Source organism: Streptomyces sp. NBC_01716 (genome assembly GCF_036248275.1).
Taxonomy (GTDB): Bacteria; Actinomycetota; Actinomycetes; order Streptomycetales; family Streptomycetaceae; genus Streptomyces.
Genome location: NZ_CP109181.1, coordinates 6,471,109 through 6,489,390 on the forward strand (window position 1 = coordinate 6,471,109; position 18,282 = coordinate 6,489,390).

General features: G+C 69.8%; 15 protein-coding genes and 1 pseudogene. 10 read left to right on the forward strand and 6 right to left on the reverse strand.

Features of this window, described 5'->3' with window-relative positions; translation table 11 throughout:
- The first annotated feature begins 105 nt into the window (after positions 1 to 105).
- Positions 106 to 1,509, forward strand: coding sequence for a carbohydrate-binding protein (locus tag OIE74_RS28510; RefSeq protein WP_443076383.1), 1,404 nt, complete (start codon positions 106 to 108; stop codon positions 1,507 to 1,509).
- The gene (locus OIE74_RS28515; protein ID WP_329388594.1) at positions 1,506 to 4,319 is read left to right on the forward strand and encodes a glycosyl hydrolase family 95 catalytic domain-containing protein; all 2,814 of its coding nucleotides are present in this window, start codon (positions 1,506 to 1,508) and stop codon (positions 4,317 to 4,319) included. The genes OIE74_RS28510 and OIE74_RS28515 overlap by 4 nt, the downstream gene beginning before the upstream one ends.
- A 73-nt stretch (positions 4,320 to 4,392) precedes the next feature.
- On the opposite strand, the gene OIE74_RS28520 is transcribed toward OIE74_RS28515, so the two are convergent.
- The gene (locus OIE74_RS28520; RefSeq protein WP_329388596.1) at positions 4,393 to 5,673 is read right to left on the reverse strand and encodes a hypothetical protein; all 1,281 of its coding nucleotides are present in this window, start codon (positions 5,671 to 5,673) and stop codon (positions 4,393 to 4,395) included.
- Positions 5,674 to 5,848: 175 nt separating this feature from the next.
- On the opposite strand from OIE74_RS28520, the gene OIE74_RS28525 reads away from it, so the two are divergent.
- Positions 5,849 to 7,024, forward strand: a complete 1,176-nt coding sequence (locus OIE74_RS28525) for a sialidase family protein (protein ID WP_329388598.1) — start codon at positions 5,849 to 5,851, stop codon at positions 7,022 to 7,024.
- 16 nt (positions 7,025 to 7,040) lie between these two features.
- Here the strand turns inward: OIE74_RS28525 and OIE74_RS28530 are convergent, their stop codons facing one another.
- A complete protein-coding gene (locus OIE74_RS28530; RefSeq protein ID WP_329388600.1) occupies positions 7,041 to 7,700 on the reverse strand; it encodes a response regulator transcription factor in 660 nt (219 codons plus the stop codon).
- Positions 7,688 to 8,983: a sensor histidine kinase gene (locus OIE74_RS28535; RefSeq protein ID WP_329388602.1), complete on the reverse strand. Its 1,296-nt coding sequence runs from the start codon at positions 8,981 to 8,983 to the stop codon at positions 7,688 to 7,690. The genes OIE74_RS28530 and OIE74_RS28535 overlap by 13 nt, the downstream gene beginning before the upstream one ends.
- A gap of 181 nt (positions 8,984 to 9,164) precedes the next feature.
- On the opposite strand from OIE74_RS28535, the gene OIE74_RS28540 reads away from it, so the two are divergent.
- From OIE74_RS28540 to OIE74_RS28565, 6 genes are all read left to right on the forward strand, one after another.
- Positions 9,165 to 9,407: a hypothetical protein gene (locus OIE74_RS28540; RefSeq protein ID WP_329388604.1), complete on the forward strand. Its 243-nt coding sequence runs from the start codon at positions 9,165 to 9,167 to the stop codon at positions 9,405 to 9,407.
- Between the two features lie 5 nt (positions 9,408 to 9,412).
- Complete coding sequence (locus OIE74_RS28545; RefSeq protein WP_329388606.1) at positions 9,413 to 10,246, forward strand: ABC transporter ATP-binding protein; 834 nt, start codon at positions 9,413 to 9,415, stop codon at positions 10,244 to 10,246.
- A gap of 2 nt (positions 10,247 to 10,248) precedes the next feature.
- Complete coding sequence (locus OIE74_RS28550) at positions 10,249 to 12,852, forward strand: FtsX-like permease family protein (RefSeq protein WP_329388607.1); 2,604 nt, start codon at positions 10,249 to 10,251, stop codon at positions 12,850 to 12,852.
- A gap of 246 nt (positions 12,853 to 13,098) precedes the next feature.
- Positions 13,099 to 13,653 (forward strand): hypothetical protein, encoded by a 555-nt coding sequence (locus OIE74_RS28555; RefSeq protein WP_329388609.1) that lies wholly within the window; start codon positions 13,099 to 13,101, stop codon positions 13,651 to 13,653.
- Between the two features lie 20 nt (positions 13,654 to 13,673).
- Positions 13,674 to 14,117, forward strand: a complete 444-nt coding sequence (locus OIE74_RS28560) for a hypothetical protein (RefSeq protein WP_329388611.1) — start codon at positions 13,674 to 13,676, stop codon at positions 14,115 to 14,117.
- A 77-nt stretch (positions 14,118 to 14,194) separates the two neighbouring features.
- Positions 14,195 to 14,977 carry a hypothetical protein gene (locus OIE74_RS28565; protein WP_329388613.1) on the forward strand — a complete coding sequence of 261 codons (783 nt, stop codon included), beginning with the start codon at positions 14,195 to 14,197 and terminating at the stop codon, positions 14,975 to 14,977.
- Positions 14,978 to 15,086: 109 nt separating this feature from the next.
- Here OIE74_RS28565 and OIE74_RS28570 read toward each other — a convergent pair whose 3' ends face one another.
- Positions 15,087 to 15,503 carry a winged helix-turn-helix transcriptional regulator gene (locus tag OIE74_RS28570; RefSeq protein ID WP_329388615.1) on the reverse strand — a complete coding sequence of 139 codons (417 nt, stop codon included), beginning with the start codon at positions 15,501 to 15,503 and terminating at the stop codon, positions 15,087 to 15,089.
- Positions 15,504 to 15,519: 16 nt separating this feature from the next.
- Between OIE74_RS28570 and OIE74_RS28575 the strand changes: the two genes are divergently transcribed.
- Entirely contained in the window at positions 15,520 to 16,239 is a 720-nt protein-coding gene (locus tag OIE74_RS28575; protein ID WP_329388617.1) for an NAD(P)-dependent oxidoreductase, read from the forward strand.
- Between the two features lie 159 nt (positions 16,240 to 16,398).
- On the opposite strand, the pseudogene OIE74_RS28580 reads toward OIE74_RS28575, so the two are convergent.
- Both OIE74_RS28580 and OIE74_RS28585 read right to left on the reverse strand, forming a co-directional pair.
- A pseudogene (locus OIE74_RS28580) lies at positions 16,399 to 16,950 on the reverse strand (TetR/AcrR family transcriptional regulator); the annotation flags it as partial.
- A 338-nt stretch (positions 16,951 to 17,288) separates the two neighbouring features.
- Positions 17,289 to 18,236, reverse strand: a complete 948-nt coding sequence (locus OIE74_RS28585; RefSeq protein WP_329388619.1) for an MIP/aquaporin family protein — start codon at positions 18,234 to 18,236, stop codon at positions 17,289 to 17,291.
- Positions 18,237 to 18,282: the final 46 nt, after the last annotated feature.

Genomic DNA, 18,282 nt, shown 5'->3' on the forward strand with positions numbered 1-18,282 from the left:
AACCAGCCGCGCGGCTGGTTCCCCTGCGGCGGCGGCACCGGCCCCGTCAACAACTCCCCGCGCAACACCGGCATCCAGCAACTGCCGCCCACCAAGCCGTCATTGGTGTGGGAGCAGCACGGCGGCAGCAAGGAGTGGCCGCAGCTCGACAACCCCGGCGGCTGCGGTTCGCCCAACCACACCGAGGTCTACCACTACGACGCGAATCTCAACTCCGACGTCAAGTGGCCGCAGTACTACGACAACAAGCTGCTGATCTCCGAGTACTGCCGCAACTGGATCAAGGAAGTGCAGTTCAGCAACGGCAACGCGTCGACCGGTACGCCGACGGCGATCGAACCGGTCCTGGACGGTATGAAGCTGGTCCACCCGATCGACATGGAGTTCGGCCCGGACGGCTCGCTGTATCTCCTCGAATACGGCAGCGGCTACTTCTCGGGCGCCGAGGACGCCGGACTCTACAAGATCAACTACGTGCAGGGCGGCCGGTCACCCCTCGCCAAGGCCTCCGTGAACAAGGACAACGGTCTCGCGCCGCTGGCCGTGACCTTCTCCAGCGCCGGCAGCAGCGACCCCGACAACAACCCGCTCACCTACGCGTGGGACTTCACCGACAACGGCAGCACCGACTCCACCGCCGCCAACCCGTCCTTCACGTATCCCTCGAACGGCAGCTTCCAGGCGAGACTCACCGTCAGCGACGGCACCGGCCGTACCGGCACCGCGACGATCCCGGTCGTTGTCGGCAACGACCGCCCCACGCTGACGATTTCGCAGCCACCGGCGGGCGGCGCCTTCGAGTGGAACGAGAACGTCACCGTCACCGCGTCGGCGACCGATCCCCAGGACGGCCCGATCGACTGCTCGAAGGTGATCGTACGGATCGCCCTGGGCCACCAGGAGCACGCGCACGAGGTCGCCGAAGGCACTGGATGCTCCACGACCTTCAACACCGGGCCGATCCACTCCGGCCTCGACGCCACGCAGTTCTACGTGGTGCGGGCGAGCTACACGGACAAGGGCGCGGCCGGCACCGTGGCGCTGACCGGGGAGAAGGAGCTCAGCCTCTGGCCCAAGAAGTGGCAGGCGGAGCACTTCGCGCAGTTGTCCGGCCCCCAGGTCATCACGGCCGCAGGGGCCGAGGGCGGCAAACGCCTGGGTGATGTGCAGAACAACGAGTGGGTCAAGTACCACCCGGTGAGCCTCAAGGGCGTCACCGGCATCAGGGCCCGGGTCTCCTCCGACAAGGCGGGGAACGTGGCGACCTTCCGGTACGACTCCGTCACCGGACCGGTGGTCGGGCGGGTGACCGTGCCCAACACCGGCGGCTGGGAGACGTACACCGAGGTCAACGTGCCTGTCACGAACGCCGTGGAGCAGCCGCGTGATCTCTTCGTGGCCTTCACCGGCGGCTCCGGCGCCATTCTCGACCTCGACAGCTACACCTTCACCGGGCCCGGCATCAGCCGTCCCGGCTCCATGACCGCCCGTGGGAGTGATGCACAGTGACCACCGCGAGATCCGACCGACCGGTGAGACCGGCCGCGACGCACGGACGCGGCAGAACACCCGGCACAACACCCGGGAGAACACGCGCCGCGCGTCTGCTGGGCGCGCTCCTCGTCCTCGTCTCCATGGTGAGCGGTCTCTCGGGCGTCTCACCGGCCGTCGCCGCACCCACCGACGCCGCCTTCAACTCCTCGACCGGCGCACTGAACGTGGACTACGCGAAGTACATGTCCAAGCACGACATCGTCTACAACAGGCCGACCACCGAGCCCAAGCACGGCCTGACGGTCGGCAACGGCCGTACCGGCGCGATGGCCTGGCAGAACAACGGCTTCAACATGCAGGTGTCCGGCGTGGACACCTCGCAGCAGACCGCCTTCGGCGCCGGGCTGATCAACCTGTCCACCACCCCTGCCATGGACAGCGGTTACTCCACCTTCCAGCAGCGCCTGTCCCTCTACGACGGCACCCTCACCACCACGTACGACAACAACCGCACCGTCACGGTGATGGGCAGGCCCAACTCCGAGGTCATGGGCATCCATGTGGAGGACACCCGCTCCGGGGTCTCCGCGGTCAACCTCGATCTGAGCCTCTGGGACGTCGCCGGGCTCGGCAACAGCGGCGACGTGCCGAACATCGAGACCTGGCGCACGGTGTCCACGTACGCGGACTCCACCGGCGCCGGACTCAGCCGGGGCCAGGCGGACCCGCAGAACTTCGGCTACACCCTCGGCGCGACCGTGGAGGGCGCCGCGTACACCGCGCGCGTCGTCGACGGCCGCAAGGTACGGCTCTCGATCACACCGGACTCCAGCTACACCATCTGGTTCACCGCGAGCACCCGTCTCAACGCGCCGAGCCACAACTCGGTCGCCGAGGCCAAGCGCGCGCTCGCCGAGGTCAAGGCCGCCGGATACACCGCCACCAACAACAGCTACCTCAACTGGTGGCACGCGTTCTGGCAGAAGTCGTTCGTCCAGTACTCCAACGGGTCCCGCGAAGCGGACTACATGGAGAACGTCTACTACCTCTCCACCTACATGATCGCGGCGGCCGGATACGGAAACTATCCCGCCCACTTCATCAACGGCGTCTTCCGGGCCACCGGTGACGCCACGAAATGGAGCAACTCGTACTGGTACTGGAATCAACGGGACATCTACAACTCGTTCCTGGCTTCCAACCACACCGATCTCATGGCCGGGTTCAACAAGCTCTACAGCCGCAATTTCGACGCGCTGAAGGCATACACCAGAACCCGGTACAACGTGGACGGCATCTGGGTGCCGGAGACGATGGGCTGGGACGGCAACGCGCGCGGTACGGTCAACAGCGACTACACCAACCAGATATGGTCGACCGGCACCGAGGCCGCGTACAACATGTACCTCCAGTACACGTACACGAACGACACCAACTACCTGCGGAACACGGCCTATCCGTTCATGCGCGAGGTCGCCAAGTTCTACCAGGCGAAGCTGTCGTTCAACAGCTCGACCGGCAAGTACTACGTGGCCACGTCCCACGCCCACGAGACGTACTGGAACGTGCCGAACGCGATCACCGACCTGGCCGCCGTGCGTACCCTGTTCCCGCTGGCCATCAAGGCGAGCAACCAGCTGGGCCTGGACGCCGGCTTGCGTCCGCAGTGGCAGAACATCCTGGACAACCTGATCGCGTACCCCTCCGACACGAACGCGAACACCTATCTGCCGCACACGCCCCCGATCGCGCAGACGCGTAACAACGAGAACGTCGCGGCCGAACTGATCTGGCCCTACGACCTCACGGGGATCGGCTATCCCGACCAGCAGAAGGCGATCAACACCTGGAACGTCAGGCCGTTCCCGTACGGAAACGTATGGGCCAACGACGCGATCCAGGCCGCCCGGCTCGGGCTGGGAAATCAGACACTCCAGGGTCTGAAGACCATGCTGCAGAAGTACCAGAACTATCCGAACGGCATGACCAGCAACACCAACGGCGTCTTCGAGTATCTCGGCGTACATCTGGCCGCGACGAACGAGTCGCTGCTCCAGTCGTACAACGACAAGCTCCGGGTCTTTCCCGCCGTCCCCACCGATTCCACCTTCGTCGGCAAATTCAGTCTGCTGGCCAAGGGCGGATTCATGGTGAGTTCGGAGAGGGAGGCCGGCGAGGTCAAGTACATAGGGCTGAAGAGCCAGTTCGGCAATGCCGCCCGCGTCGTCAATCCGTGGGGCACCCAGGAGGTCAGGGTCCGCCGGACCTCCGACAACGCCGTCGTGACGACATCCAGCAGCGCCGAGATCACCTTCAACACCGGGGCGAACGAGGTGTACGTCGTCGAGCGGACCGCCAAGCCGCTCAGCTCGTACAGCCAGACGCAGCTCACCGGCACCGCGAACCAGGGCATGAAGTCCCTGGCGGGCACCAGCTCCACGCTGGGGTCGAACGCCACGTCCGACCCGATGGTCAACAACACCGCGCTGACGTACGACAACAACTGGCATCTCACCAACAGCCGCGGCTACGGCGACTTCAACGACGACACCCACCACAGCACCACGGTGGACGCCGTCGCGTCCTACACGTTCACCGGCACCGGGATCCAGTACCTCTCCGAACGCAACGGCGACATGGGGACGGCCGACGTCTATCTCGACAACGTCTTCCAGGCGACGGTGAACCTGAGAGCCGACGGTGCGAGACAGGTCCAGCAGGTCGTGTGGCAGAAACAGGGGCTCGCCCGTGGCTCGCACACGATCAGGATCGTGAACCGCAGCACATCGGTGGGGATGGTGGACGCGCTCCGCATCACCGCCTGACCGGCCCCGGCCCCTGTGGCCGGCCATGACCGTGGCCCCGCGCGGAGGACGCCGTGCGGGGCCACACCATGATCTACTCGCGGCCCGCCGCCCTCCTCCGGTACCGGCGCAGCAGGGCGGGCAGCCACGGCGCGGCGCCGAGGAGCAGCAGGACCGCCAGAAGCGGGAGACGCCACCAGGACGAGAGGTGCGCGGGCGGCGGTTCCCCCGGCTCGGCGACCCACGGCCGCGCTGTCTTCGACCACGCCACGAACGCGTCGCCGATCGGGATCAGCCCGAAGGCGTACCGCTTGGTCCACGGAGTGCTGACCGGCACACCCAGCAACTCCCCGTAGTTCGCGATCCCTTCGGCCAGCGACGCGTCGCCCGCCACCTGCGCCGCGCCGAGCGTGACGACCGTCGCCGACAGACTCACACCGAGGGGGAGCGGCCCGGAGTCGACGTCCGCGGGGCCGTCCATGCCCTCGGGATACTCGCGCGTCGTGGGTCCGAGACCGAGCGGGGTGACGACGTAACGGTCCCGGAAGAGCGTGTACTGCTCATGGGCGAAGGCCGGGTCTATCTCGGCCAGGAACCGCTGGATGATGCTCTGCGAGGTGCCTCTGGCCACCTCGACGGGAGCTCCGGTGCCGGGGGAGACACGGTGCGGCAGCAGTCCCGTACGGGGGTCGAGACGCTGCCGCACTCCGTCGAGCCACCGCTCGACGGTGCCGGTGAACCGGGCGGGCAGCAGTGTGTCGTGCAGCCGCAGCGAGGCCACGGCGACGGTCGAGTCGACCGGCCACGCCTGCCCCGGATACGCCGTCAGGTACGGCGACTCGGCGCCGTCGAACGCCGCCCCGAGAGCGGCCGAATCCGCCGCGAACCGCCGCACCTGCGCGGCGTCGCGCTCGCCGTCCGGCCGCAGCATGAGCGTGCCGCCGCGCAGCCAGTTGGTCCAGCCCCGGTAGAACACCCCGTACGACGGGGTCAGTTCGGCACTGAACGCGGCACGCCCGGCGACCGAGTCCAGCCGCCCCAGGGCCCACTCCGCCTCCCGCAGCGCCTCGTCGCGCGGCTCACCGGCGGGCTCCCGCATCCCCAACTCGACCCAGCTCAGGCCGTACAGCGCGTGCAGGAAGAAGTACCCCTCCGGGAACTGCTGTTGGGCCTCGTCCCCGGCGCCCTCGTTCAGGGCCCCGCGCATGAAGGCCAGTTGACCGCGTACGCCGGCGGGCTCGCCGTCCACCCCAGCGGTGGCGGGCACCACCAGCCGCACGGCCCCGATCAGCGCGCACCCACTGACGAGCACGGCGGCGACGACGCGTATCCAACGGAGCACCTGTCCCGTGGCGACCGATCTCTGGCCTGACATCCGACGATCGTAAGGGCCGCATATGCGCGCCCTTTCCTGTTCACCTCGCCGATGTGTGCTGTTCCCGGTGGTGAAGGTTCGGCGGGCTGGGCTGGGAGAGATGAGAAGTCGTGTGGTGGGGTGGGCGGGGCGTCTGGTCGTTGTGGGGCTCGGAATGGTGATCGTGGGGTATCAGATGGGATCGGGAACAGACTCCGGGACGAACGGGGCGGGCGGAGCGCGGGCGGCGGGGGAGTGTGGTGCCGTTGATGTGTTCGTGTCCGGGGAGGGCGGCTACGACACGTTCCGGATCCCGGCCGTGGTGGCGGTCAAGGAGCCTGGTTCCGGACGGGACGTGCTGGTCGCGTTCGCCGAGGGGCGGCGGCTGGGGAAGGCCGACCACGGCGATGTGGACGTGGTGCGGCGGCGTTCGTACGACGGCGGATGCACCTGGTCCGAGGTGCGGCCCGTCGCGGACTCCGGGCAGGACACGCTGGGCAACCCCGTGCCCGTTTCTGTCGGGGACAGCGGGCGCCTGGTGCTGCTGACCACGCGCAACGGCGGCGACGCCACGGAGTCCGCCATCATGACGGGGCAGGCCGCCCCCGAGGACGGCCGCCGGGTGTACGTCCAGGCGAGCACGGACGCGGGCGCCGGCTGGTCCGCGCCGCGTGAGATCACCGGGCAGGTCAAGCGGGACGACTGGCGCTGGTACGCCACCGGCCCCGGCCACGGCGTCGAGCTGACCGCCGGCCCCGACGCGGGCCGTCTCGTCGTCGGCGCCAACCACTCCGTGGCCCCGGCGGACGGCAGTACGGACACGGGAGCCGAGCCCAGCCACTACGCCGGGCACTCCCTGCTCAGCGACGACGGCGGGGAGACCTGGCGGATCGGTTACGTCGACCCGGCGGACGAGGGCACCCTCCATGTGAACGAGACCGCTGTCGCCCAACTCCCCGACGGGACCGTCTACTTCAACGCCCGGGACCAGAAGGGCAGCGCCCCCGGCAACCGGGTCCACGCCTGGAGCCGCGACGGCGGCGCCACGCTGGACGGCCCCTTCGAGGCGGCCGAAGGCATCACCGCGCCGCCCGTGCAGGGCAGCCTCCTCCAGGTCACCGGCCGGGCCGGGGCCCCGCTGCTGATGGCCTCACCCGCCGACCCCCGCGACCGGGCGTGGATGACGGTGCGCGCGAGCCACGACGGCGGCGCGACCTGGTCCACCGGATACCGGCTCTCCGACGCCAAGGCCGCCTACTCCGACCTCGTACAGCTGGACGGCGAACACGTCGGGATCCTGTACGAGACGGGGACGGCCACCGCGTACGAGGCCATCCGCTTCACGCCGCTCCCGCTCACGTCACTGAATTGACGAGGGCGGGCGGGCGTCAGCCGCGGCGGCGGACGTCGTCGAGATAGCGCAGCACCGCGGCCACCCGCCGGTCCATCTGGTCGGTGGGCGACAGGTCGAGCTTGGCGAAGATGCTGCGGATGTGTTTGTGGACGGCGCCGTCCGTGACGAAGAGCTTCTCGGCGATGGCCGAGTTGCCCAGCCCCTCGGCCATCAGGGCGAGAACGTCGCGTTCCCGGGGACTGAGCCTTTCCAGACGGGTGTCGTCGCGGCTGCGCGTGAAGAGCTGCGCGACCACGTCGGGGTCGATCGCGGTCCCGCCGTCCGCCACGCGCCGCAGCGCGTCCAGGAACTCCTCGACACGGCCGACCCGCTCCTTCAGGAGATACCCGAGGCCGGTGACGCCACCGCTGAGCAGGTCCGTGGCGAAGCTCTGCTCGACGTACGCGGACAGGACGAGCACGGCCAGCTCGGGACGGCGGCGCCGGGCCTCGACCGCCGCGACGATCCCCTCGTCGGTGTGCGTCGGCGGCATCCGTACGTCGAGGATCGCGACATCCGGCTTGTGCTCGTCGATGGCGTCGAGGATCCCCTCGGCGGTCCCGGCCGTGGCCACCACGTCCAGACCTTCCGCGCGCAGCAGCAGGGCGAGCCCCTCACGCAGCAGCGGGTCGTCCTCGGCTATCACGATCCGCATGGGAGTTCCACCTCGATGGTCGTGGGGCCGCCGGGAGGGCTGGCCACGGTGAGAGTGCCGTCGTGCGCGGCGATACGGCGGCGGATGCCGATGAGCCCGGATCCGCCGTTCTCGTCCGCGCCGCCCCGGCCGTTGTCGCTGACGCTCAGGCGCAGCTTGCCGCCACCGCCGCGCACGGTGACGCCGGCCTGCTCGGCACCGCTGTGTTTGGCGATGTTGGTCAGCGCCTCCGCCACCACGAAGTAGGCGGTCGCCTCGACGGACGCCGCGCGCCGCTCGGGTGCCTCGACATCGATCCGGCAGGGGACCGGACAGGACGCGGCGAGCCCGGCGAGCGCGCCTTCGAGCCCGCGGTCGGTCAGTACGGGCGGCAGGATGCCGCGGGCGACCGAGCGCAGCTCGGCCAGGGCCTGCTCGGCCGAACTCTGGGCGCGTTCGAGGAGCTCATCGGCGCCGGCCGGATCGCGGGCGACCATGCGCCGCGCGGCTCCGAGCAGGACGGTGACGGTGACGAGCCGGTTCTGGGTGCCGTCGTGCAACGAGCGTTCGATGCGCCGCAGTTCGGTGGCGTGGGCGTCCAGGGCGGCGGCCCGGGTGGCGGTGAGCTCCGCGATCCGCAGGGACAGGTCCGCGTCGGGTCCGGCGGACAGCAGCCGCCGGCCAGGCTTCGCCTGGAGCCTGGCCATCCCCGGTGTGAGCCCCATGATGATGGCGATCCACCCCAGACCCAGCAGGGCGACGGCGAGAACGTCGGACCAGCCGCGCGCGACGCCCAGCCCGATGGAGGCGCTGGTGGCGCCGTCCGGCAGCAGCTGCCAGTAGAGGGGGAAGGTGCTGTCGCGGATCGCGCAGAGCGGCAGCAGTACGCCGATCAGCCCCAGGAACAGTCCCGCCGTGGCGTGGCGGACGAGCCAGCTCAGCTCGCGGCGGGTGGTGGGGTCCGTGAGGGCGGGACGGAGCTTGGTGGGGGCCGGGCCGGGGCCGACCAGTTCGGGGCCCCAGCGGTTCAGCCTGCCGCGTTCGCGGTTGGCGACGGAGTGCAGGAGGCGCAGCCCGACGGGTGCCATGAGCAGTCCGACGCCGACCAGCGCGGTCACGGCGGAGACGGCCAGCCAGACGAGGGTGAAGAACGCGAGCAGGGCCGTACCGAACCCGCCCGCGAGCCTTTCGAGCGCGACGAGGGCGGCCGCGCCGGCCCGGACGACGATGTCCCGGACGCCGGTCCCGGCGCCGGCGGCCTCGGGGTCGGCGGCCCCGTCGAGTGTGCTGCGTTGGGTCGACATGCACCCCTCCTTCGGCAGCGACCATATGCGGCCCGCCGAGCCGGTCGCCAGCCGGACGGCCGATGAGTACAGCAGGCTGTACCAACGACTGGGGAGCAGGCGGGCTCGGCCGCACGGGGTGCCGATTCATAGCGTCGGTGACGACAGCGAGACACCACCGAGCGGGAAGAGGAAGCACCTCATGGCCTACACCGACCCCTACCGTCCCAGCGGCTCAGCCGGGAGCCACGACGAGCCGAGTACCGAGGTCACCGGGGCCGGAGTGGTACGCACCCTGCTCTGGCTGGTGCTGGTCATCAGCGCGGTCGGCAACATGGTCGCCTCGTACAGCGGCTCCGGTACGCCGGTCCACCTCGTGTGCGGTGCGGTCACCGCGCTCTGTGTGACGGCGCTCGTCGCCCAGCGCCTGCGGGGCCGGCGATGAGGGCGATGAGGGCGCCCGTCGGGAGGGCCGAGAAGCGCGCGGCGAGCACCGGCTTCGGCCAGGCACCGGGCCAGGTGCAGGGGCAGGCGTATGGACGGGGCCAGGGTTACGGCCAGGGCCACGCACCCGCCATCGCGCTGGTGAACCTCGGCAAGACGTACCCGGGCGGGGTGACCGCCCTGCACGACGTGTCACTGACCGTGGAGCGCGGCACGTTCCTCGCCGTGATGGGGCCGTCCGGGTCCGGCAAGAGCACCCTGATGCACTGCGCCGCCGGGCTCGACGCGCCGACCGGCGGAAGCGTGCGGATCGACGGCCAGGAGATCGGCGGGCTCGACGAGAACCGCCGCACCGAACTGCGCCGCGAACGCATCGGGTTCGTCTTCCAGTCCTACAACCTCGTCCCGTCCCTCAGCGTCGCGGACAACATCACGCTGCCTCTGCGCCTGGCGGGGCGGGCCCCGGACCGGGAGTGGCTGCACACCCTGACGGAGCGGGTGGGGCTGTCCGACCGACTGAGCCACCGGCCCGCCGAACTCTCCGGCGGGCAGCAGCAACGCGCGGCGATCGTACGGGCGTTGGTCGCCAAACCGGCCGTCGTGTTCGCCGACGAGCCGACCGGTGCGCTGGATCTGCGCAGCGCCCACGGGGTGCTGAACCTGCTGCGTGAGCTCGTCGACGAGCTCGGCCAGACGGTGGTGATGGTCACGCACGACCCGGCCGCCGCCGCGCAGGCGCACGAGGCGCTGGTGATGGCGGACGGCCGTGTCGTGGACACCCTGCTCGCGCCGACCGCCCCCCAACTGGCCGCCCGGCTCGTCGCGTTGGGAGAGAACTGATCATGCTCCGTCTCGCGGTACAGATGGCCGGGCACCGGATCAGCGCTCTGCTGGCCGTGGTGTGCGCGGTGCTCGGCGGCGCGGCGCTGATCACCGGCACCGGCGTCCTGACGGAGTCGGGACTCCGTTCCCACCTGCCGCCCGGCCGGCTCGGCGGCGCCGACATCGTGGTGTCGGCCGACCAGACCTTCCGGAGCGGCCCGGACCTGCCGCTGGCGCTGCCGGAACGCGGCACCGTACCCGCGACGCTGGTCGAGCGGCTGGCCCAACTGCCGGGTGTGACCGCTGCGGTGGGGGACATCAGCTTCCCCGTCGGGCTGCTCGACGCCCATGGGCGGGCGGTGCCCGTCGATGACCCCAGGACGGCCGGACACAACTGGTCCTCCCTCGGACTGTTGGCCGGTGGCCCGGACGTGGAGGGCGGGAAGCCGGCCGGTTCCGGCGAGATCGCCGTGGACAGGGACATCGCTGCCGCCGCGGGTGTGAAGCCCGGCGGCGAGGTCCGCGTGGTCGCGGCCGGCCGCGCCGCCGCCGACTACCGCGTCTCGGCGGTGATCGACGCGCCGGGCGCGGGTGTCCTCTTCGCCGACCGGACCGCCGCCCAACCGGCGGGCGACGAGGGCGGATTCCGGTCCGGGACGGTGGACCTGATCGGCCTCCGTACGGAGCCGGGCGTCACCGACACGGTCGCGGCGGCCGTACGCGCCGAACTCCGCGACGCCGAGCCGCGCGACGAGGAGAGCGCTGAGAAGCGCGACGAGAAGTCCCAACTGCCCTCCCCCGAACTGGTGGTGGCCACCGGCTCCGACCGCGGTGACCTCGCGGCCCCCGACACGGTGGCCGCACGGTCCCTGCTGATCCTGCTCTCCTCGTCGCTCGCGGGCATCATCCTGCTGATCACCGGATTCGTCATGGCCGGCGCGCTGGGCGTGGCCATCGCCGGGCAGCGCCGCGAACTGGCCCTGATGCGCGCCGTCGGCGCGACCCCGAAGCAGATCCGCCGGCTCGCCGCAGACCAGGCCACCGTCATCGCTGCCCTGGCGCTCGTACCCGGCATACCCCTCGGCTACGTGCTGGCCGGCCAGTTCCGGAGCATGCTCGTCGAGCGCGGCGTACTCCCGGAAGCGCTCCCGCTGACGTACAGCCCGCTTCCCGCCCTGGCCACCATTCTCCTGCTGGCCCTGGCAGTTCAGGTGTCCGCCCGGGGTGCCGCCCGGCGCACGTCCCGTATGCCCGCCACCGAAGCCGTCGCCGAGTCGCGCAGCGAACCGCGTAACCCCTCACGCCTGCGGACCCGCGCCGGCCTGCTGCTCGTCGTCGCCGCGACCACCCTCTCGGTGGTGCCGCTGCTGTCACGCACCGCGCTCGGCGCGACCGCGACCTCCATCGCCGGCATCATCGCGGCGATCGGCCTTGCCATGGCCGGCCCCGCTCTGGTCCGGAGCGTCAGCGACACGCTGGCCTGGCGTCTGCCGGCCGGTGCCTCGCCCGCCACCTGGCTGGCGATGTCCAACGTCCGGGGCTATGCCAACCGTATCGCCGGCGTCGTCAGCACCCTCGCCATGGCGGTCGTCTTCACCCTGACCTACACCCTCGCCCAGACCACGGTGCTGACCGCCACCACGAACGACGTCCGCGCCGGCACCCTCGCCCAGGAACGCCTGACCGCGCCGGGCCTCGGCGGAATGCCCGAGGGCACGCTCGCCGCCGTACGGGACACATCGGGCGTACGGGAGGCGGCTCCCGTCACCACCACCACCGTCCTCTGGCCGTACGAGCAACTGGGCGACCCCGTCGTCGAGTCCGCGTCCGCGATGATCCTCGACCCCGCCGCGCCGGGCGTGCTCGACCTCGACGTACGCTCCGGCAGCCTGGCCCGGCTCACCGGTGACACGGTCGCGGTCGGCAGCGACGTCGCCACCTCGCGCGACGCGAACGTCGGGCAGCGGATCAGTCTGATCCTCGGCGACGGCACGCGCGTCACCCCGCGAGTGGTCGCCGTCTACGAACGCGGCCTCGGTTTCGGCCCCGTCGTCGTCTCCCGCGATCTCGCGATCGACCACACCACCACCCGCCTCGACCAGAGCATCCTCATCCGCACCGACGACTCCGCGACGGCCCATGACAACCTCGCCGCCCTGGCCGCCGCCCGTCCCGGCCTCTCGCTCGAACCCGCCGACACCACCGGCGCCGGGCTGAGCGACGCGCCGCCCGAGGTCTGGGTGAACCTCGCCACCATCGCCGTACTCCTCGGCTACCTCCTCCTCTCCATCGCCAACAAGCTCACCGCCACCACGGCCCAACGCCGCACCGAGATCGCCACGTTGCGGCTCAACGGGACCACCCCGCGCCAGATCCGCGCCATGATGCGGCGCGAAGCCGCGCTGATCGCCACCGCCGCGCTCGTCGCCGGCCTGGCCGTCTCCGCGATCCCGCTCGCCCTCCTGGGCAGCGGCTTCCTCGGCCGGCCCTGGCCGGCGGGTCCGGTCTGGCTGCTTCCGGCGATCGCGCTCACGATCGTGACCATCGCCTTCCTCACGATCGAACTCCCCACCCGCCAGGCGCTCCGCACCTCACCGGCCGACGCGCTCGCCAACCGCGAGTAGCGCACCGGGACGTCGGGCCGGCCGCCGGGCGGGACGTCGGGCGGCGGCCCTTGTCACCTGTTCGCGTGACATGCCTTTCTCCGGGCCGTCACGTAATCTTCGGTACCGGACCGCCCCGGGGGAATTTCGGGAGCAATTCGAGGTCCGAGACAAGCGCTGAGAGTCAACGGGGGCAGTCTGCCCATCTCTCAGACGCGGGGCCCGCCCGTACAGGCGATGGCCCGGAAATCAGAAGGTGGAACAGAATTGATCAGAATCCGAAAAGGGCGCGCGAAGTCGACCGCTGCGGCCGGAGTTATTCTGGCCGGCCTGCTCGGCGGCGTTCTCGTCGGCGCGCCGTCCGCGGTCGCCGAATCGGGGGACGACGCGGGCCCTCTTGGCAGGTGCGACCGGGTCTGGGTGAAGAACGTCTACGGCTACAAGTCCAAGCACCACGGCAAGGGTCCTATCTACAAGGACGGGCGCGGCGGGACGATAACCGTCGAGAAGATCAGGGCAGGTGAATTCGAAACCTCGGTCAGCGGCACGGTCGGGGTCACCGCGAAGGCCGCTGTCGCCGAGGCTAAGGCGGAGGTCAGCGCGGGCGCCGCCGTCAAGACCTCGTGGAACACCAAGCACAGCTACTCGCACAAGATCTCGCGTAACAAGTACGGCAACGTGCAGTACGGATCGTGGGGGCACACCGCCCGCGTGGAGAAGTACCTCACGCTCCCCAACTGCAAGAAGTCGCAGCGCAAGACCGGGACCGCGAAGATATCGAACTCCAAGCAGGGATTCCGGTACTGGGAGACCAGTTCCTGATGCGGCGGACGGTGGCGTTCTTGGCAGCCGCGGCCTTCTTTTCCACGGTCGCGGCCTGCGCCAACGGCGAGGAAACGCGGGGTGCCCCCACGGACACCCCATCGCCCGCGGTGCCCAAGGCGCCACCGGCGCTGTCCGCGCCCGACTTGGAGATGGGGTTCACGGAGATCCTTTCCGAAGGACCTACGCGTGGCAGTGACGAGTTCAGCCCGGTGCGGCTGCAGAAGGGCGTCACCTGGGTTTCGCTCAACTGCGTGGCCGATTCGGGATCGCCGATGGTGGACGTCGTCGTCGATACCGTGGCGACTTTCTCAACTGACTGCAAGAGCGGGGAAGTCAGCTACTACGCACATGAACTCAACCTCTCCAAGCCACGCAAGGCGCAGGTCTCGATCAAGGCGCCGGACACGGTGCGGTGGACGATGAATGTCCAGGTCCCCGAGTCCGGCGAAACGCGACCGTAGTCGGCGCCCCCCCGGCCCGCCGCGGTCCGACGCAACAGCCGCCGCGCACCGGCGGTCCACACAGAAGGAACAAATCTTTGAGGAAACTCAGAAGAGCGCTGGTCGCCGTTGGCGCCACGGCCGCGGTGGTCGGCGGCGCCCTTGCCGGCGCACCCGCCGCCCAGGCCGCGCCCACCTGGCAAGCCCACGACAAGAACTGCAAGACCGTCACGGGAGGCTCGGTCTGCGCGGAGGTGCAGAAGCGCGTCACCGACGCGGGCGCGGTCAACGGTTACCGCGCGAGGATGACGGTCACCCCCACCGCGGGCAACTGGATGAAGCCGACCACCTACTCGTGGAGTTCGGACGGCGCGCTGAGCCAGGTCTGCGCGGGCGGCTGCTCCCAGCAGACTTCCGCGTGGACCTCCGCGTGGTCGCCGGTCAAGACCACCGCAGGGACGTACGTCGCACGGGGCGAGACCACCGGCGGCTATCTCTTCGACGCCGCCGCCTCCTGGAGCGGCTGGGCACGGGTCGCCGAGAAATGCGCCACGGACGTCGCCGGCAAGTTCTGTGTCTACCGGCATGAACGCGGCTACCGCGACACCATGCAGGAGCGCGGCAAGCTGACGGTGACCCCGGCCGCCGGCAAGTGGATCGAGCCGCGCTGGGTCCGGGTCGGTACCGTCATGAACGGGACCAACACCTTCAAGACCAGCGACCTCTGCGACCCGTCCTGCACGCGTCGCACCGGCAGTTGGTCCGCCACGGTGACCCGGACCATGCCCGGTCTCGCCAGCCCCCTTGAGCTCTACGCGTCCGCCCGGGTCGCACTCCCCTCCGGAACCGTGAAGACAATCAAGGCCTCCGTCACCGGCTGACCTGACCCGTCCGAAGGCCGCTTCCCCGACAACGGGGGAGCGGCTTTCGCAGGACGGCTCCCATCGGGAACGCGTAGCTCTCATTGGCGGCAGCGCCGATATCGCGGCGTTACCTCTCGCGATTCGTGGAGTCGGCAGGAGCTCGATTCGCGCGGTCGTAGGCTTCCTGCGACGCCGACACGTCGCCGAGGTGCGCGATCGACCATTCCTCCAGTGCGCGCAGCGGCTCGCACAGGGTGCGGCCCGCCTCGGTGAGCGCGTACTCGACACGGACCGGAACTTCGGGGTGGACGGTGCGGCGCACGAGCCCGTCCCGTTCGAGCCCGCGGAGAGTCTGGGTGAGCATTTTCTGCGAGACGCCCTCAATGCGTCGGCGCAACTCTGAAAAGCGGGCGTCGCCGTCCCAGAGGGCGCCCACTATGAGCACCGTCCACCGGTCGCCAATTCGATCCAGGATATGGCGAGTCGGGCAGTCGGCGCGGTAGGGGCTGCCGTGGAGCACCGACTCGGCCTGAGTGGTTACCACAAAGTGCCTTCTTTCCATGGGAGAGCTGCGCTCATACGGTAATCGGAGTGCGTCGTTCGACGCCACCCGTCCCGTGGAAAGGCACCTTGTGTCTCGCATAACCGTCATCGGCGGTACCGGCTATGCCGGTTCGGCCATCGTCGCGGAGGCCGCCGCTCGTGGTCACCAGGTCACCGCACTGAGCCGCTCGCTTCCCGACGCGCCAATCCCGAACGTGACCTATGTCCAAGGCGACGCCGCCGACGAAGCGACACTCTCGGCACCCATTGGGGGCGCGGATGTCGTAGTGGGCGCACTCGCCCCACGCGGCCCGCTGGTCAGCACCTTCCGCGACGTCTGCAGCACCATCGCGCGCCTGGCCGATGCCGCAGGCGTACCCCTGTTCGTCGTTGGCGGCTACTCGTCACTGCGCCCAGCTCCCGGGGCGGATCGCTTCGTCACCGACCTCAGCCACATCCCCGCGGAACTCCACGACGAGATCCGCGCCGGGGCAGCGCTCATCATCGAGGACCTTCCGGCCACGCCCGCGACACTCGACTGGGTCTTTGTGAGCCCGGCGCTCAGGTTTGGCGCACGAATGCCCGGAGAACGACTCGGCCGATATCGGCTCGGCGACGACGTCGCGGTTCAGCCCGAGGACGGTGGCGCGATCTCCGCCGCGGATTACGCCCTCGGGTTCGTCGACCTGATCGAGAAAGGCGACCACCACAGGGCGCAGGTCAACCTCGGCCACTGAGTGGGCAATTCCGGAATTCTTCGCGGGTTGACTGAGGAAGCGCAACGTTGACGCGTACTCCCGACATAGCAGATGCCAGGCTCCGGAATTTGCTCGTGAGGATGGGCAGCGGGTGAGCAGAAGCCATGCCGTAGGCCGGCAGTCGGGCCGGACGGTGCGTCAGACCATGGCCGGCCGGTCCACCAGCAGCTCCACCCTCCGCTCGGCGTCCCCCGGCGGCGGCCGTCCCGCCCGGGTCAGGGTCGCCGGCCCGTGCAGGGCCGCCCAGAACAACTCGGTGAACAGCGCCGGGTGGACGCCGTCACCGGCGACCTCGCCCAGGGTCTCCAGCAGGGCGGCGAAGGCGTCCCGCAGAGGCTCCGGGGTGTACTCCCTCGCGAACGCCAGGCCACCGTCGAGCCGGAACATCGCGTCGTAGACCGCCGGGTTGTGTTCGGCGAAGTCGAGGTAGGCGCGGGCGAGGGTGGTGACCCGGGCGCGCGGGCCCTCCACGGCGGAGGTCGCGGCCCGCGGCGCCGCGGCCATCTCGGCGGCGCCCTCCAGGGCGACGGCGCCGATGATCTCGCGCTTCCCGCGGAAGTGGCTGTAGAGGACGGGCCGGCTGTACTCGATGCGCTCGGCGAGCAGGCGGGTGGTGACCGCGTCCCAGCCCGGCTGCTCGGCGCCGTGATGCCGTTCTGGTTCATCGGCTCGCTCGCCCTCAGCGCGGTCCGGGCCGTCGCTGCCCTCGGCTGAGACCTGATGAACATCCCCGACGGTGACTCATGTGTTCTGAAAGACGTTGTCCTTGGATGACACCCAGCACGAAGCATCCTGTGAAGTTGACCGCGAACGGCACCCACGTGGGGAGGTTACCGTGCCATACGCGGAAGAAGAACTTCTCGATGACGAGCCGAAGTGCGACACCCCCGGTTCCGCCAAGAACGAACAAGAGCGGCATCACGGTACGAACCCCATGTCTCGCAGATCGCGGATCGCAGTGCGTCAGCGTGCTCCGTGCTCAGAGCCGCGGCAGCGACGTACGGTTCCCCGTGCCCGCCCTGATGGTGCTACTCCTCGTCCGTCCCCTTCTCGGGCCGTGTCTCGCCCACTTCCTGCGGGATGGCCTGCTGCGCACGGATGTGGAGGACATCGCCGATGAACAGGTCGTACAGCAGTACTCCGATCACTCCGCCGATCAGCGGCCCGACGATGGGGATCCAGAAGTAATCGCTGAAGGACCCGGACAGGGTGCCGGGCATCGCCAGGTCCTCCCAGCCGGCGGCATAGGCGAGCAGCCGGGGGCCGAAGTCGCGGGCGGGGTTGATGGCGTAGCCGGCGTTCGCTCCGTACGACATGCCGATCGCCGCGACGGCGAACCCGATGATCAACGGACCGAGATTGGCTTTCACGGCGGTGTTGCGCAGGTCGACGACGGCGACGATCAGCATCACCAGGAACATGGTGCCGACGATCTGGTCGATCAGCGGTCCCCAGATGCCGCCGTTGAAGTACGGCGCGGGGAAGGTGCCGAAGATGGAGAACGTCGCGTTCGTGTGCCCGTTGGTCTTCGGGTCCTTCGACACGAGGTCGAAGGCGTGGATCGCGTCGTGGTAGACCCAGAAGACGAGAGCGGCGCCGGCGAACGCCCCGGTGAGCTGGGACGCCCAGTACGGGAGGACCTTGGCCCAGGCGAACTTGCGCCGCACGGCGAATGCCAGGGTCACCGCCGGGTTGATGTGCGCGCCGCTGACCCCGCCGGCCACATACACACCGAAGACCACGGCCATCGCCCAGCCCCAGGTGACCAGCAGCCAGTCGCCGGAGCCCAGGAAGAACGTGGTGGGCCCCTCTGTGCGGCCTGAACCGGGGAGGGCCGCGACGGTCATCGCGACGACACCGCAGCCGAAGGAGATGAGGACGAACGTCCCGAGAAACTCCGCCAGGCATTCCCCGGCGAGAGTCGCTCGCCGCCTGAATCGGGCCGGCTTGATCAGGGGCGGGATCTCTACGGCCATGGGTCCTCTTCGAATCTCGTCCGGTGCGCCGAAACGCGGCTGGGTC

Coding starts and splice junctions, on each gene's coding strand:
- OIE74_RS28520 (WP_329388596.1), bottom strand. CDS start 5,673: ATGTCAGGCCAGAGATCGGTCGCCACGGGACAGGTGCTCCGTTGGATA.
- OIE74_RS28525 (WP_329388598.1), top strand. CDS start 5,849: ATGGGATCGGGAACAGACTCCGGGACGAACGGGGCGGGCGGAGCGCGG.
- OIE74_RS28530 (WP_329388600.1), bottom strand. CDS start 7,700: ATGCGGATCGTGATAGCCGAGGACGACCCGCTGCTGCGTGAGGGGCTC.
- OIE74_RS28535 (WP_329388602.1), bottom strand. CDS start 8,983: ATGTCGACCCAACGCAGCACACTCGACGGGGCCGCCGACCCCGAGGCC.
- OIE74_RS28540 (WP_329388604.1), top strand. CDS start 9,165: ATGGCCTACACCGACCCCTACCGTCCCAGCGGCTCAGCCGGGAGCCAC.
- OIE74_RS28545 (WP_329388606.1), top strand. CDS start 9,413: ATGAGGGCGCCCGTCGGGAGGGCCGAGAAGCGCGCGGCGAGCACCGGC.
- OIE74_RS28550 (WP_329388607.1), top strand. CDS start 10,249: ATGCTCCGTCTCGCGGTACAGATGGCCGGGCACCGGATCAGCGCTCTG.
- OIE74_RS28575 (WP_329388617.1), top strand. CDS start 15,520: ATGGGAGAGCTGCGCTCATACGGTAATCGGAGTGCGTCGTTCGACGCC.
- OIE74_RS28585 (WP_329388619.1), bottom strand. CDS start 18,236: ATGGCCGTAGAGATCCCGCCCCTGATCAAGCCGGCCCGATTCAGGCGG.